The organism is Pseudoroseicyclus aestuarii, assembly GCF_003217255.1.
In the GTDB taxonomy this organism is placed as follows: domain Bacteria; phylum Pseudomonadota; class Alphaproteobacteria; order Rhodobacterales; family Rhodobacteraceae; genus Pseudoroseicyclus; species Pseudoroseicyclus aestuarii.
Genome location: NZ_QJTE01000002.1, coordinates 321,107 through 335,622 on the forward strand (window position 1 = coordinate 321,107; position 14,516 = coordinate 335,622).

13 protein-coding genes and 1 tRNA gene are annotated in these 14,516 nt (G+C 69.2%); 1 reads left to right on the forward strand and 13 read right to left on the reverse strand.

Annotated features, from left to right (window positions below):
- Positions 1 to 17: 17 nt before the first annotated feature.
- The 12 genes from DFP88_RS06330 to leuC form a co-directional block, all read right to left on the reverse strand.
- Complete coding sequence (locus DFP88_RS06330; RefSeq protein WP_110813618.1) at positions 18 to 440, reverse strand: DUF1810 domain-containing protein; 423 nt, start codon at positions 438 to 440, stop codon at positions 18 to 20.
- Positions 437 to 1,417 carry a DNA topoisomerase IB gene (locus DFP88_RS06335; protein WP_110813619.1) on the reverse strand — a complete coding sequence of 327 codons (981 nt, stop codon included), beginning with the start codon at positions 1,415 to 1,417 and terminating at the stop codon, positions 437 to 439. The genes DFP88_RS06330 and DFP88_RS06335 overlap by 4 nt, the downstream gene beginning before the upstream one ends.
- A gap of 135 nt (positions 1,418 to 1,552) precedes the next feature.
- The gene (locus tag DFP88_RS06340) at positions 1,553 to 2,575 is read right to left on the reverse strand and encodes an aspartate-semialdehyde dehydrogenase (protein WP_110813620.1); all 1,023 of its coding nucleotides are present in this window, start codon (positions 2,573 to 2,575) and stop codon (positions 1,553 to 1,555) included.
- A gap of 65 nt (positions 2,576 to 2,640) precedes the next feature.
- The gene (locus DFP88_RS06345) at positions 2,641 to 3,300 is read right to left on the reverse strand and encodes a YoaK family protein (protein ID WP_110813621.1); all 660 of its coding nucleotides are present in this window, start codon (positions 3,298 to 3,300) and stop codon (positions 2,641 to 2,643) included.
- A 33-nt stretch (positions 3,301 to 3,333) separates the two neighbouring features.
- A tRNA-Pro gene (locus tag DFP88_RS06350) sits at positions 3,334 to 3,410 on the reverse strand.
- 47 nt (positions 3,411 to 3,457) lie between these two features.
- Entirely contained in the window at positions 3,458 to 4,426 is a 969-nt protein-coding gene (locus DFP88_RS06355; RefSeq protein ID WP_110813622.1) for a DMT family transporter, read from the reverse strand.
- Between the two features lie 86 nt (positions 4,427 to 4,512).
- A complete protein-coding gene (gene leuB, locus DFP88_RS06360) occupies positions 4,513 to 5,613 on the reverse strand; it encodes a 3-isopropylmalate dehydrogenase (protein ID WP_110813623.1) in 1,101 nt (366 codons plus the stop codon).
- Positions 5,614 to 5,681: 68 nt separating this feature from the next.
- A complete protein-coding gene (locus DFP88_RS06365) occupies positions 5,682 to 6,791 on the reverse strand; it encodes an endonuclease/exonuclease/phosphatase family protein (protein WP_110814163.1) in 1,110 nt (369 codons plus the stop codon).
- Positions 6,788 to 7,612: a hypothetical protein gene (locus DFP88_RS17305; protein WP_146227432.1), complete on the reverse strand. Its 825-nt coding sequence runs from the start codon at positions 7,610 to 7,612 to the stop codon at positions 6,788 to 6,790. Before DFP88_RS17305 ends, DFP88_RS06365 begins: the two co-directional genes overlap by 4 nt.
- 269 nt (positions 7,613 to 7,881) lie before the next feature.
- Positions 7,882 to 8,487, reverse strand: a complete 606-nt coding sequence (leuD, locus tag DFP88_RS06375) for a 3-isopropylmalate dehydratase small subunit (RefSeq protein ID WP_110813625.1) — start codon at positions 8,485 to 8,487, stop codon at positions 7,882 to 7,884.
- Between the two features lie 73 nt (positions 8,488 to 8,560).
- Positions 8,561 to 9,307, reverse strand: a complete 747-nt coding sequence (locus tag DFP88_RS06380; protein ID WP_181418577.1) for a THxN family PEP-CTERM protein — start codon at positions 9,305 to 9,307, stop codon at positions 8,561 to 8,563.
- A 341-nt stretch (positions 9,308 to 9,648) separates the two neighbouring features.
- Positions 9,649 to 11,070: a 3-isopropylmalate dehydratase large subunit gene (gene leuC, locus DFP88_RS06385; protein WP_110813626.1), complete on the reverse strand. Its 1,422-nt coding sequence runs from the start codon at positions 11,068 to 11,070 to the stop codon at positions 9,649 to 9,651.
- Positions 11,071 to 11,315: 245 nt separating this feature from the next.
- Between leuC and DFP88_RS06395 the strand changes: the two genes are divergently transcribed.
- Positions 11,316 to 12,683 carry a mechanosensitive ion channel family protein gene (locus DFP88_RS06395; RefSeq protein ID WP_110813628.1) on the forward strand — a complete coding sequence of 456 codons (1,368 nt, stop codon included), beginning with the start codon at positions 11,316 to 11,318 and terminating at the stop codon, positions 12,681 to 12,683.
- Here DFP88_RS06395 and DFP88_RS06400 read toward each other — a convergent pair.
- Complete coding sequence (locus tag DFP88_RS06400; RefSeq protein WP_342767707.1) at positions 12,670 to 14,223, reverse strand: ATP-binding cassette domain-containing protein; 1,554 nt, start codon at positions 14,221 to 14,223, stop codon at positions 12,670 to 12,672. The genes DFP88_RS06395 and DFP88_RS06400 overlap by 14 nt on opposite strands.
- Positions 14,224 to 14,516 lie beyond the last annotated feature (293 nt).

Genomic DNA, 14,516 nt, shown 5'->3' on the forward strand with positions numbered 1-14,516 from the left:
GCCGCCTTGTCCAGCGGCTAGCGCCGGCCCAGGCGGTCCAGCGTCTGCGGGTCGCGCGCGCCGCCGTAGAAGCTGGACAGAACGGCCTCGAAGATCGGGTCGGCCTGCGGCACCTCGGCGAAGAGTGTGGCGCTTGATCGTAGCTTTACGGCGTCGATCTCGCCCAGAACCGCCTCGGGCGGGCGACCGCTGTTCGCCAGCATGGCCTCGCAGGCCTCGATCAGGCGCGGGCCCAGTACCGCGTGGGAGAGATAGGCCCCCGCCTCGTCCAGATCCGCGAGCGCGTAGCGGCGCGCCATCTCGCTGCGGCCAAGGCCGGCGACCTGCGGGAAGACGAACCAGATCCAATGCGTCGCCTTGCGACCGCCGCGCAATTCCTCGAGCGGGGCGGGCCAGACGGCCTCCTGCGCCGCGACGAAGTCCTGCGGATCGAAGCTCATGACAGAAGCCGCAGCAGCGCGCGCTCGGCCTGCCGCAGGCCCTCGCGCTCGGGCAACTCGCGCAGCAGGTCCAGCCGTTCCTTCTCCGTCGCCTCGGTCAGGGCGATGACGCGCGGATGGATATAGCTGTTGCGGGCAATGGTCGGCGTATTGTGCAGCCGCTCGGAGGCCGCCTCGCTCACGGCCTTGATCGTCAGCTTGCCGGGCTGTAGCGCCGCGGACAGCGCCGCCTCGCTGCCGGCCCAGGTGCGAAAGGTCTTGGCAGTGATCCCCTCAGTGCCGACGATGTCGGAAAGGCGGTGGTTCACCTGCTCGGAGCTGACGCCATGAGCCTCGCCCTCGTCGTCGATCCAGCGGATCAGCTGTTTCCCCGGCAGGTCGTGAAGCTGGCCGAAGACCTTGTTCAGCCCGCGGTCCCGGATCGTCTTGCGCACCTTGTGCCCGCCCTTGGCGGTGAAGCGCAGCTCCATCCGGTCGCCGTCCAGCTTGATGTGCCTGCCGGTCAGCGTGGTGGCGCCGTAGGTGTGGTTCTCGCTGGCATATTCCGGGTTGCCGACGCGGATCGCCATGCGGTCAATCAGCGCCAGCACGGCGGCGATGGCGAAGTCCAGATCGCCTGCCTCGCCCGACAGATCCCGCCGGATGCGGCGGCGGATCGCCGGAAGAGCCTCGCCGAAATCGACGAGATGGTCGAACTTGTGGCTCTCACGCCAGGCGCGCCAGTCGGGGTGGTAGCGATACTGCTTGCGCGTCCGCGCATCGAGGCCGGTGGCCTGAAGGTGGCCGTAGGGCAGCGGGCAGATCCAGACGTTCTCGTAGGCGGGCGGCACGGCCAGCGCCTCGATCCGCTTGCGCTCGGCGCCGCGCTGGATGCGGGTGCCATCCGGCGCGACGTAGGAAAACCCCGTGCCGCGCCGCTCACGGCGGATCCCGGGCTGGTTGTCGGGGTAATAAACGAGGTCGCGGGGCGCGGGCATGGCAGCGTAACCATGTCCGCAGGCCGCGGTTCCCCCGCCGCGATCACGAGGCGCGGGGGCCCCCCTCTTCTCTTTGCAAATATCCCGGGGGTGCGGGGGCTGGCCCCCGCTCCCGCCCTTGCCGCCAGCGGAAGATCAGGCCTTCTTCAGCGCCCGCTGGCCGAGGACCTCGGCGATCTGCACGGCGTTCAGCGCCGCGCCCTTGCGCAGGTTGTCCGAGACGACCCACATGTTCAGGCCGTTGTCGATCGTGGGATCCTGCCGGATGCGGCTGATGAAGGTCGCGAAATCGCCGACGCATTCGATGGGCGTCACGTAGCCGCCGTCCTCGCGCTTGTCGATCACCATGACGCCCGGCGCCTCGCGCAGGATGTCGCGGGCCTCGTCCTCGTCGAGGAAATCCTCGAACTCGATGTTGATCGCCTCGGAATGGCCGACGAAGACCGGCACCCGCACGCAGGTCGCGGTGACCTTGATCGCCTTGTCGACGATCTTCTTCGTCTCGGCGACCATCTTCCACTCTTCGCGGGTCTGGCCGTCTTCCATGAAGCTGTCGATATGCGGGATCACGTTGAAGGCGATCTGCTTGGTGAAGGTCTTGGCCGGCTTGTCGTCGGTCGGGTTGTAGATGCTCTTGGTCTGGTCCCAGAGCTCGTCCATGCCGTCCTTCCCGGCGCCCGAGACGGACTGGTAGGTCGAGACGACGACGCGGCGGATCCGCGCGCGGTCGTGCAGGGGCTTCAAGGCCACGACCATCTGCGCGGTCGAGCAGTTCGGGTTCGCGATGATGTTCTTCTTGGTATAGCCCATGACCGCCTCGGCGTTCACCTCGGGCACCACCAGCGGCACGTCGGGATCGTAGCGGTAGAGAGAGCTGTTATCGATCACCACGCAGCCGGCGGCCGCGGCCTTGGGCGCGTATTGCTTCGTGGCGTCAGAGCCGATGGCGAAAAGCGCGATGTCCCAGCCGGTGAAGTCGAAGCCGTCGAGGTCCTTGGTCTTCAGGGTTTTGTCGCCATAGCTCACTTCCGTGCCGAGCGAGCGGCGGCTGGCCAGCGCGACGACCTCGTCGGCCGGAAACTCGCGCTCGGCAAGGATGTTCAACATTTCGCGGCCCACGTTGCCCGTGGCGCCGACGACGGCGACCCTGTAGCCCATTGTCTTGTCCTCGTGATGGTCCGGACGGCGTCCTAGACCCTTTCGGACCCGAGGGAAAGCGGCGATCAGCGCGGTGCGCGCGGCTCGAGCAGCAGCAGCGACAGGGCACAGAGCAGGGCGGCGGCCCCGGCGGCGCAGCCAAGAGCCAGGCCCGCGTCCCGCATCGCCAGCACGGCGCCAAGGACTGCGCCCGTGCAGAGGCCTGCCCAGAGCCCGGCAAAGCGCAGGGCCACCCGCCAGGGGCCGCGCCCCATCGCCGCATCCGCCAGGGCCCGCCCCAGGTTCACCAGGGTGCCGGTGACATAGGTCAGCGCCAGCCCGGCGGCGCCCTGACGGTGCAGCACCGCGTTCTGCAGCCCCATCACCAGGGCCAGCAGCGGGCCGGTCGCCGCAGTGGGGCGGCCTTGCGCCGCGACCAGCGCCGTCACGCCGGCAAGGGACAGCGCCAACACCGCCAGGAGGACCGCGATGCGCCAGCGCCCCGCGCCGGCGCCGGCCAGCTCTCCGGCGACGACCCCGGTGACGAAGGCGGCGATCAGGCTGAGAGCGGCCCCGACGCCTGACACGCGGCCCGCCGCGGCGTCGAGGCCGGCCTGCGTGGTGTTCCCGCTCATGAAGGAGACGTAGAGTTCGCCGAAATGCAGAAAGCCGATTGCATCCACGGCACCCGCCAGCGCGGCTAGCGCCACGGCAAGGCGGTAGATGCCGGGCTGCGGCGCGCTCATGCCAAGACGGAAGCTGTGATGTGGGGGTGATACTGGTCGGAGCGAGAGGATTCGAACCTCCGACCCCCTGCTCCCGAAGCAGGTGCGCTACCAGGCTGCGCTACGCTCCGACCGTGCGCGGGGACGTAGCCGCTGTGGCGCGGGGATGCAAGGCCCGTCATGCGCGCCCGTCGCGGCGGCGGGGCATCAGCCGGGCGATGGTGCTGGGGCGCGGGCCGGTGCCGATATTGGGGCGCAGCAGCTTGGTGTTCAGCACCGGCTTGTGCGCCGAAGCGTCCGAGCCGCTTTCCCGCAGCACGATGTAAAGGCCGCTGGCAATGATGATCAGCGTGCCGATGGCGGTGCCCCAATCGGGATACTCGCCGAAGAAGAGCGCGCCGAAAAGCGTCGCCCAGATGATCTGGCTGTACTGCATCGGCGCGACGATCACCGCCTCGCCGACCGAGTAGGCGGCCACGATCAGCCGCCCGCCGATCCATCCCAGCACGCTCATCGCGGCGAAGATGCCCAGATGCTCGACCGGCATCGGCTTGTAGACGAAGGGCAGGAAGCAGGCCATCAGGACGAAGTTGCCGATCATCGGGTAAAGCAGCAGCACCACGGGCCGCTCCTCCGCGCCGATCTTGCGGATCACGATGGCGGTGAAGGAGCCGGTCACCGCCGCCCCGACCGCCGCCAGATGGCCCAGCGTGAAGGGGGTGGAGCCGGGGCGCAGCACCACGATCACCCCGATCAGCCCGGCGATCACCGCCAGCCAGCGGCGCAGGCGCACCGTCTCGCCCAGGATCGGGATCGACAGGACGGTGATGATCAGCGGCGTCGCGAAGACCAGCGCATAGACCTGCGCCAGCGGCAGCACCGAGAAGGCGTAGAAGCCGAAAAGGCCGGTCAGCACGGCCGATCCGGTGCGCACGGCGACCCATCCCGGATGGCGCGGGCGCAGCGTGCCCGGCTGCGGGTCCTGGATGATCATCAGCATGGCGAGGGGGAAGGACAGCGTGACCGAGAAGAAGATCAGCTGCATCGGGGCGTAGATGCCGCCCATGGTCTTCACGATGGCGTCGTGGCTGGCGAAGATCGCGAAGGCGATCAGACCGATCACCGCCCCCTTGGCGTTTCCACCCATAGCTGCCTCTCCTGCCTGCCTTTTTTCAGGCAGTCATGCGCCCCCCTTCCGGGGGACGCAAGGGAGGCCGGGTCAAAACCCGCGCCTCAGGCGGCGTCCAGCGCGGCGACGATGGCATCGCCCATCTCGCCGGTCGAGACCGGGCTGCCGCCCTCGGGGCCCAGCAGGTCGGCGGTGCGCAGCCCGTCGGCCAGCACCTTTTCGACGGCTTTCTCCAGCCGCGTCGCCTCGTCCCCGGCGTCGAAGGAATAGCGCAGCGCCATGGCGAAGCTCAGGATGCAGGCGATCGGGTTCGCCTTGCCCTGGCCCGTGATATCGGGGGCAGAGCCGTGCACCGGCTCGTACAGCGCCTTGGGCCGGCCATTCGCCATCGGCAGGCCGAGCGAGGCGGAGGGCAGCATGCCCAGCGATCCCGTCAGCATCGCCGCGGCATCCGACAGCAGGTCGCCGAAGAGGTTGTCGGTGACGATGACGTCGAACTGCTTGGGCCAGCGGCACAGCTGCATCGCGCCGGCATCGGCGTACATGTGGCTCAGCGCGACATCGGGATATTCCTCGGCGCCGATCTTGGTCACGACCTCGCGCCAGAGGACGCCCGATTCCATCACGTTGGCCTTCTCCATCGAGCAGACCTTGTTGCCGCGGCGACGGGCCAGTTCGAAGGCGCTGCGGGCGACGCGGGCGATCTCGGATTCCGTGTAGCGCTGGGTATTGATGCCGACGCGTTCGTTGCCCTCGGTGACGATGCCGCGCGGCTCGCCGAAGTAGATGCCGGAGGTCAGCTCGCGCACGATCATGATGTCGAGGCCCGCGACGACGTCCTTCTTGAGGCTGCTGAAATCGGCCAGCGCGTCGAAGCACTGCGCCGGGCGCAGGTTGGCGAAGAGGTCCATCTCCTTGCGCAGGCGCAGCAGGCCGCGCTCGGGCTTCAGGCTGAAATCGAGGCTGTCGTACTTCGGCCCGCCGACGGCGCCCAGAAGCACGGCGTCGACCTCTTGTGCCTTGGCCATGGTGTCGTCGTGCAGCGGGGTGCCATGCGCGTCGTAGGCGCAGCCGCCGACCAGATCCTCGGAGACGTCGAAGGACATGCCGCGCCCGTCGAACCAGCCGATGACCTTGCGGACCTCGGTCATGACTTCGGGGCCGATGCCGTCGCCGGGCAGGATCAGAAGGCTGTTGGTCGTCACGGGCGCTCTCCCTTTGTCGCGGACGCATCCGGGTAGCCCCGTGCTACCCGAGGGTCAAGCGAGGCGCCTCAGGGCGCGAGGTCGACCCAGACGAGGCGATGGGCAGAGGCCTCTGCCGCCGCCTCGGCCAGTGGCCCCGCCTCGGGCCAGAGGACCCCGGCATCCACCACCCGCAGATCGGCCGAGGGCAGGACATAGGCGACGCGCAGGTTGCCCGGCCCGCCCTCCGCGGCCGGGTCCCAATCGGCAGTGTCGAGGGCCGGATCGCCCGCGTGACCGGCGTCGGCAGACGCGGCGCCGCCGGGGCTTGCGGGGCGCGGATCGCTTAGCCGCGGGTCGGTCAGCAGCGCGGCAATGGCCTCGTGGCGGCCATCACCGTCGGTGGGGTCTATATTGGCCTTGCCGGCCAGCACGGCGGGCGAGGGTAGCGCCCCATAGGCACCGTCCAGCACCGCCTGCCAGAGGCGCAGTTCATCCGCATTGCGCAGCCCGTTGGCATCCTCGGGCCCGTCGAAAAGCGGCGGCGTCGCGGCGAAGGCCAGAAGGCTCAGCGGACGCGCGCCGCCGAAGGGCACGATCCAGTGGCCCGTGCTCGACAGCCGCTGCTGCGCCTGCGCCGCCTCGGACGGGAAGGGGGTGGCATCGGGGCGCTGCGGCAGCACCGCGCCGGGCAGGTCGCGCCAGAGCAGGTCCGACAGGTCGCGCACCGGGCCGGCCAGCGGCACCCGCGCCAGCACCGCCAGCCCGCCGTGGCCGGTGAAGCGGCCGTAGCCCATGGCATCGCGCGCCTCGTGCGTCCTGCCGTTGCCGTCGAGGTCGAGGCCCGTCTCCATCCCGCTGTTCGGCTGCCGCGCGACGCGGACGGGGTAGGCGGGGCCGCCCTCCTCGGCCAGGAGCTGGGCCAGGGCACCCAGCGCAGCGCCGCCGGCATCCCAGTCGATGCCGGTCAGCAGCAGGATGTCGGCATCGGCGGCGCGGATCACCTGCGCGGCGGCCATGACCTGCGCCTCCTGCCGCAGGATGTCGCGCAGCAGCAGGCCCGGCCCGCGACGGCTGAGGCCGGCGTCGTAAGTCGCGATGCGGACAAGGCCCTCCTGCGCCGCGACATGGGCTGCGGGCAGGCAGAGCGCCAGCAGCAGCCAGAGGGTGGCCGCGATGCGGCGGGCGCGGCGGGTCAGGCCGTGGCGATTCGCCCCGCCTCGGCCATGATGCGGTCGCGCTGGGCCTGGATCAGGTCGGCGACCCGGTAGCGGGCGATCCCGCGCATCAGAAGGCTGCCCGGCACGAAGGCCCATATCGCCAAGGTCCAGATCAGGGTCTGCGGATCCGACATGTCGAAGACCGGGCCCAGCCACCGGACCGCCGGCCCCGCCATCATCGGCAGCAGGAATGGCAGGACGACTCCTAAGGAAAGGTAAACGAAGGCCTGGCGGCGCAGCCGGCTGGCCGCGTCATCGCCCAGCGAGGGGTCGAAACCGGGCAGGTTCACCCAGACGTTGAAGATGCCGCCTTCCAGCGGCCAGCGCCCGAGGCGCAGCGAGATCCAGAAGACCGCCACCATCGCGAGCGACAGGCTGTAGGCCGTCGCCGAGACGCAGCACAGCGCCTCTGCCACCTCGTTCGGCAGGGCGAGGGGGCTCGCGGCGATCACGGCGGCCACGGGGGTGCCGGGCCGGTCCAGCACCTCGGTCAGGCGGTGCGTCAGCATATGGGCCGCTTGGCCAAGCGTGCTCGCCGAGGTGCTGGGCAGCAGCAGCAGCAGGGAGAAGGCGACGAACAGCAGGGTGCAGATGAAGCGCAGGCGGTTGAAGGGCGGCGCATCGCGGAACTCCAGCAAGCTGGGCGCGGCAGCGCGGTATTCGACGGTCACGAGCACACCGGCAGAGAGGGCGCCCAGCAGCAGCATGTCTCCCGCCTGGCCTAAGGCGAGGCCGGGCAAGGCGATCAGCAGGGCCACGCCTGCGCCGCGCATGATCGCGGCTGAAGCAGCTTTTGCCATTGTCTATCCCCTGCGTCGCGAATGACCCGACGGGGTCGGATTACCCCGTCCACGACCTATTGGTGTACGTATGCAAGCAAAGGGGCAAGACGGTCCGGTAGCGAACGGAGAAAGAGTGATGCCTCAGGGCCACCATGGAAGCGCCAAGGTTTCGACACGCAAAACCCGCCAGACCATTAAGGTCGGGCGGGTTCCGGGGGTAGGGGCGGATGAGGGGCTGCGACCCTCTGTCGCGCCTGCTCAGCAGGTTAAAAAGGATCCGGCGGGGGTCAGACCCAGGGGCGCTGGGCGTCGGCCTCGGTCTCGAAGCTGGCGATTCGGCTGCTTTTCTCGAGCGTCAGGGCGATGTCGTCCAGACCGTTCAGCAGGCAGTGCTTGCGGAAGGAGTCCACCTCGAAGGGATAGCGCGTGCCGTCGGAGGCAGTGACGGTCTGGCTTTCGAGGTCGACCTCGATTCGCGCGTTGGAGCCTTTTTCCGCCTCGGCCATCAGCGCATCGACCTGCTCCTGCGGCAGGGTGATCGGCAGGATGCCGTTCTTGAAGCAGTTGTTGTGAAAGATATCGGCGAAGCTGGGCGCGATCACGCAGCGGATGCCGAAGTCGAGCAGCGCCCAGGGCGCATGCTCGCGGCTGGAGCCGCAGCCGAAGTTCTCGCCCGCGACGAGGATCTGGGCCTCGCGGTAGGCGGGGCGGTTCAGCACGAAGTCGGGGTTCTCCGACCCGTCGTCCTGATACCGCATCTCGTCGAAGAGGTTCACGCCCAGCCCCGAGCGCTTGATGGTCTTCAGGAACTGCTTGGGGATGATCATGTCGGTATCGACGTTCACCAGGGGCAGGGGGGCGGCCACGCCGCTGAGCTTGTCGAACTTGTCCATCACTGGCCTCTGAAGAAGGGATTCCGTCGCGCGCCGGTCTAGTCCCGGCAGCAAAGTTTCGCAACTGGCCGGATCAGGCCGTCTTGCGGCGACGAAGCAGGCCCAGGCCCCCCAGCGCGCCCAGCAGCAGCGCCCCGCCGGCGGGCAGCGGAATAGGCGCAACGTCCCCGACATAGGTGAAGACGCCGGTCAGCCCGGCAGAGGTCTGCTTGCCCTCGGCCGTCCAGATGGCGTCGTCGATGCCCAGCCCGGTGATGTCCAGCGTGTAGAGCCTGTCGCCGATGCGGAAGGTGTCGCTGAGGCTGTCGTTACGCAGCAGCGTCACCTTGTCCGCGCAGCCGCCGGCGTTGATGCCCGTGCCGTTCGCCCCGTTGGCGCAGACGGCGTCCTGGTTGCGCGTCTCGTCATGGGCGAAGTCGAAGGTGGAGCTGTAGCTGCGCGCCTCGCCCTCGAAGTTCAGCGAGTAATCGACGCGCAGCTGGGCCGAATCGATCGAGGCCTGCTGCCCCTTGGTCCGCGAGCCGGTCGTCGCGATGGCGTTGTTGTAGTGCGTGAAGGTGCCGAGCGAGAAGCGCGTGCCTTGGGTGATGTCGTCAAGCGGCGTGTCCGCGCCGGCAAAGCCGTAGCCGCTGGGGCCGGTCCCGCGGGTCGGATTGCCCCAGATGATGCGGTCGGAGCCGACGCCGCCCAGATCGTAGACGCTGCCGCCTTCGGCACTCGCAGAGGTCCAGCTGCCGCCGACGGAGGTAAGCGATGCGGCATTTGCCGCGGCAGTCGTGAGCAGCAGGGCCGCACCTGCGAAGGCAAATCTGGTAAACATGAAAACCGTCTCCAAGAACCTGAAAGTGGCAACGCGGCGGCGCCCCGAATCCGTCCGCAGATTGCCACCGTTATGACACCTTTCAACGGAAGGGCCTTGGATAATGTTTCGAATGATCGTCATTGGTGCGCGATGCGGCGCAGTAATGATGCAAGGACGCTACTGTTTTGGCGCCGTTGATGCGGGGGAACCGGCCAGCGGTACTGCGCCGCCTCGGCGGGCGGAAAACATGGCGCGAAAAAGGCGCGGGACTCACTCGGGTCCAAACGCAAAACCGGCCGCGAGGGGGAACCTCGCGGCCGGACCTGTCATGGAGCTGGCGCTGCAGCCTGCGGGCGCGGTCAGGCCGGCTCTGGCTCCGGTGCCATCATCTCGCGCACGTCGGTCAGCCGCCCGGTGATCGCGGCGGCCGCGGCCATCTGCGGGCTCATCAGGTGGGTGCGCCCGCCGCGGCCCTGACGCCCCTCGAAGTTGCGGTTCGAGGTGGCGGCACAGCGCTCGCCCGGGGCGAGCTGGTCGGGGTTCATCGCAAGGCACATGGAGCAGCCGGCCATCCGCCACTCGAAGCCTGCATCGCGGAAGATCTGCGCGAGGCCCTCTTCCTCGGCCTGCGCCCGCACGAGGCCAGAGCCGGGGACGACCATGGCGCGCAGGCCCGGCTTGACCTTGTGGCCCTTCATGACCGCGGCGGCGGCGCGCAGATCCTCGATCCGGCCATTGGTGCAGGAGCCGATGAAGACGGTGTCGATCTCGATGTCCTGCAGGCGCTGGCCCGGATTCAGGCCCATGTATTCGAGGCTGCGCTTGACCGCGCCGACCTTGCCGCCTGAGAAATCCTCGGGGGCGGGGACAGCGGCGGTGATCGGCAGCACGTCCTCGGGCGAGGTGCCCCAGGTCACGACCGGGGCGATATCCTCGCCGCGGATGGTGACGACCTTGTCCCAATGGGCGTCCTCGTCGGATTTGAGCGTCTTCCACCACTCGAGCGCGGCATCCCATTGCTCGCCCTTCGGCGCATGGGTGCGGCCCTTGACGTAGTCGAAGGTGGTCTGGTCGGGGGCGATCAGGCCGGCGCGGGCGCCGCCTTCGATCGCCATGTTGCAGACGGTCATCCGCCCTTCCATCGACAGCGAGCGGATCGCCTCGCCGCAGTATTCGATGACGTAGCCGGTGCCGCCGGCGGTGCCGGTATGGCCGATCACCGAAAGCGTGATGTCCTTGGCGGTGACGCCGGGCATCAGCTGGCCGGTGATCTCGACCTTCATGTTCTTGGACTTGGACTGGATCAGCGTCTGCGTGGCGAGCACGTGCTCCACCTCGGAGGTGCCGATGCCATGCGCCAGCGCGCCGAAGGCGCCATGCGTCGCGGTATGGGAATCGCCGCAGACGATGGTCATGCCCGGCAGCGTCCAGCCGTTCTCGGGGCCGACGATATGGACGATGCCCTGCCGGATATCCGAAACCGGGTAGTAGTTGATGCCGAAGTCGCGGGCATTCTTGTCCAGCGCATCGACCTGGATGCGGCTGTCCTCGTTCTCGATCCCGTTGGCGCGATCCTCGGTGGTCGGCACGTTGTGATCGGGCACGGCGATGGTGCGCTGCGGGGCGCGGACCTTGCGGCCCGTCATGCGCAGGCCTTCGAAGGCCTGCGGGCTGGTGACCTCGTGCACCATGTGGCGGTCGATGTAGAGCAGGCAGGTGCCCTCGTCCTGCTGGACGACGTGGGCATCCCAGATCTTGTCGTAGAGTGTCTTGCCGGACATGGTCTGTCCTCTCGCGGCTGGAAATTGGCTGACGAAGGCGTGGGCACACGGCCCGGGCGCGTCAGAGACGCGCGAGGATAGCCCGGCGGGCGCCGAAGAAGCGCCAGGGCAGCCTTGCGCGATCGTCCATGTCGAAAACCCGTGTCATGGCGCCGACATACGCCTCTGCCGCGATTCCATCAAGACCCGCGCTATAAGGGGCTGCGCCGCTTGCCGACCCTGCGCCGGCAGGGCAGGATCGCGCGATGGAGCCCGATATCGATCCGACAGAGCTGGCCGAGGATGCGGCCCAAGGCCTTGTGCAAAGGCTCTCGGGTCTCGGCCGCGAGGTTCTGGCATGGCTTCAGGACGCCGGGTCCGAGCTGCTGCAGCCCTACAACTTCTGGCAGGCGGTGCTCTGCCTCGTGCTTTTCGGCGTGGCGCATGTGCTCGCGGGCCTCCTGCGACCGCGGGTCGAGGCCTGGACCCACAGCCGAGAGGGCTGGCCGCGCTGGCGCCTGCGGTATCTCGTGGTGCTGCAAAAGCGGCTGCGGCTGATCGTCTTCGTCGTGCTGATCTGGCTGGCGCTGATCGTGCTGCGCGGCGCGATGATGGATGCACGCACCGCCCTGACCGAGATCGTCGCCAACCTCGCCGCCGCCTGGCTGGTGGTGGCGCTGGCCGCGCGGCTGATCCAGAACCCGATCCTGCGCAGCGTCGTGCGCTATGCCGCCTGGACCTGGGTCACGCTGCGTATCCTTGGCCTGACCGACGAGGCGGCAGAGATCCTCGACGGCATCGCGCTGGGCGTCGGCGACGTGCGGCTGACCGCGCTCAAGGCGGTGCAGGCGGTGGTGACGCTGGCCTTCGCCATCGTCGCGGCGCGGCTGGTGGCGCGCAGCGCCGCGCACCGGGTCGAGGAGAATCCGAACATCAGCCCCTCGGTCCGGGTGCTGGCGATCAAGCTGCTGCAGATCGGCCTTTACGGCGCCGCCTTCGTCTTCGCGCTGCGGGCGGTGGGGGTCGACCTGACCGGCCTCGCCTTCCTGTCGGGCGCGGTCGGCGTCGGGCTGGGCTTCGGCCTGCAGAAGGTCGTCTCGAATCTCGTGTCGGGGCTGATCATCCTGCTCGACAAGTCGATCAAGCCCGGCGACGTCATCAGCCTTGGCGAGACCTTCGGATGGATCACCACGCTGGGCGCGCGCTATGCCAGCGTCGTCACCCGCGACGGGCGCGAGTACCTGATCCCGAACGAGGATCTGATCACCACGCAGGTGGTGAACTGGACCCATTCGGACACCTCCGTCCGGCTGGATATCAACTTCGGCACCGCCTACGGCGACGATCCGCACCTTGTCCGCCGCGTCGCGATCGAGGCGACAGCGGCGGTCGAGCGGGTGCTCGGTACCCCGAAGCCGGTCTGCCACATCACCGGCTTCGGCGATTCCAGCGTCGATTACATCCTGCGGTTCTGGATCGACGATGCGACGAAGGGGCTGACCAATATCCGCGGCAACGTCTTCCTCGCGCTTTGGGACGCCTTCAAGGAAAACGGCATCACCATCCCCTTCCCGCAGCGCGAGGTGACGGTGCTGGACGGCTCGCGCCTGCGCACCGCGCCTATCCCCGACTAAGGGCGTCCAGGACCGGCGCGGGATCGTCCCGCTCGACCAGCCGCTTGCCCTCGATCGACCAGGTGCGGGTGGCGACGGCCTCGACGAAGGCGCGGTCGTGGCTGACGATCAGCGCGGCGGCGCCCTCGGCGGAAAGCTCGCCCTCCAGCGCCTCCTGCCCCTCGATGTCGAGGTGGTTGGTCGGCTCGTCCAGCAGGTACAGCGTCGGCCGCGCCAGCCGCAGCAGCAGCATCGCCAGCCGCGCCCGCTGCCCGCCCGACAGGCGGGACAGTGGCGCCGTCTGCAGGTCCGGCGGCAGCCCGGCGCCGGCCAGCGCGGCGCGGGCGCGGGCATCGGGCATGTCGGCGGCCTTCACCGCCTCCCAGGCGGTGGCGTGTGCGATCTGCGCGAGATCCTGCCGCGCGATACCGGGCCGGGCCGAGGCGGCGACCTGCACGCCGGGCACCGGCCCCGCCAGCGCCGCCTCGATCATCGCCATGAGCCGCGACTTGCCCGCGCCGTTCGGGCCCAGCAGCACCACGCGGTCGCCGCGCTCGAGCCAGAGCTTCGGCGTGCGGTAAAGCAGCCGCCCGTCCGGCGCCGTCACTTCGGCCTCGTCCAGCGTCACCAGCGCCTTGGCGTGCGCGGCCCCGTGGTCGAGGCGGATCGCGCCTGCGCCGGCCTCGCGGTGGGCCGGGCGCGCCGCCTCTTCCATCCGCTCGGCCCGTTCCGTCAGCTGCTTGGTCTTGGTGACCAGGAGGTCCGAGCCGGAGTTGATGCCGATGTTCTTCAGCTTGGCCGCCTGCCGCCGCAGCTGCGCCGCGCGCCGCATGTCGTTGTCGAAGCGCCTGCCCTCGGCGGCATCCGCCTCGTCCAGTGCGGCGCGGGCGGCCGTATAGGGCAGGGGATAGCTGCGGCTGCCCTCGGGCCGCAGGAAGAGGGTGCGGCTCGTCACCGAGTCCAGAAAGGCGCGGTCGTGGCTGGCGGCGATCACCCCGGTGCCGCGCGGCAGGGCCGCGAGCCAGGCCTCGAGCGCGGCGATCCGCGACAGATCGAGGTGGTTCGTCGGCTCGTCCAGCAGGATCAGGTCCGGCTCCACCACGCCAGCGCGGGCCAGCAGGACCATGCGCTGCCAGCCGCCAGACAGGGCGGACAGGGGGTGCTGCCGCGCCTCTTCGGGAAGGCCGATATCGTCCACCGCGATCTCGGCGCGCCAACTCTCCATCTCCTGCAGCTCGGGGTGCAGGGCCTGCAGAACCGCCTCCTGCGCGGTCAGCGGCAGCAGCGGCTCGGGCACATCCTGCGGCACGCGGGCGATGCGGGCCGAGCGGGCGGTGGTCACGCTGCCCTGCGTCGGCTCCTCCTCTCCGGCGATGATCCGCAGGAGCGAGGTCTTGCCGCGCCCGTTGGCGGCGACGAGGCCGAGGCGCTCGCCGCGACTCACGGTCAGGTCGAGATCGGAAAACAGGGTATCGGCGCGGGTCAGCGCAAGGGCAGAGAGAGTGAGAAGCGTGGGATCATCCGGGGCACGGGCCAGCGCGGGGCTGGCAGGCCTGCACAGGCAGGCCGGTTCGGACGAACCGGAGAGGGGGCTGGTCTGCTTTGTCCTGTCCGGTCAGCCCTGCGAAGACATGTCTTGCAGGGCCAGATCAGGGCCGTGGGTGCGGTGCGGGTCGGCGCGCCAGGTCATGCGGCAGGCCCTCCTTCCAGGCCGGATCCTCGGATGAGGAAAGGCTACGGCAGCAGATCGCCGGCGGCAAGGGCGCGGCTTTGTTGAAAGGCGGCCACGAGATTGCTATCATAGGGCTACGCCCTGCGCCGGGGCGCTAGGCCGGCGCGGCACCGGAGGACGAT

Excerpts from the sequence above, each read along its gene's own strand:
- DFP88_RS06355 (WP_110813622.1), bottom strand. The coding sequence starts at position 4,426 with ATGGGTGGAAACGCCAAGGGGGCGGTGATCGGTCTGATCGCCTTCGCG.
- DFP88_RS06340 (WP_110813620.1), bottom strand. The coding sequence starts at position 2,575 with ATGGGCTACAGGGTCGCCGTCGTCGGCGCCACGGGCAACGTGGGCCGC.
- leuC (WP_110813626.1), bottom strand. The coding sequence starts at position 11,070 with ATGTCCGGCAAGACACTCTACGACAAGATCTGGGATGCCCACGTCGTC.
- DFP88_RS06380 (WP_181418577.1), bottom strand. The coding sequence starts at position 9,307 with ATGTTTACCAGATTTGCCTTCGCAGGTGCGGCCCTGCTGCTCACGACT.
- DFP88_RS17305 (WP_146227432.1), bottom strand. The coding sequence starts at position 7,612 with ATGGCAAAAGCTGCTTCAGCCGCGATCATGCGCGGCGCAGGCGTGGCC.
- DFP88_RS06345 (WP_110813621.1), bottom strand. The coding sequence starts at position 3,300 with ATGAGCGCGCCGCAGCCCGGCATCTACCGCCTTGCCGTGGCGCTAGCC.
- DFP88_RS06330 (WP_110813618.1), bottom strand. The coding sequence starts at position 440 with ATGAGCTTCGATCCGCAGGACTTCGTCGCGGCGCAGGAGGCCGTCTGG.
- DFP88_RS06395 (WP_110813628.1), top strand. The coding sequence starts at position 11,316 with ATGGAGCCCGATATCGATCCGACAGAGCTGGCCGAGGATGCGGCCCAA.
- leuD (WP_110813625.1), bottom strand. The coding sequence starts at position 8,487 with ATGGACAAGTTCGACAAGCTCAGCGGCGTGGCCGCCCCCCTGCCCCTG.
- DFP88_RS06335 (WP_110813619.1), bottom strand. The coding sequence starts at position 1,417 with ATGCCCGCGCCCCGCGACCTCGTTTATTACCCCGACAACCAGCCCGGG.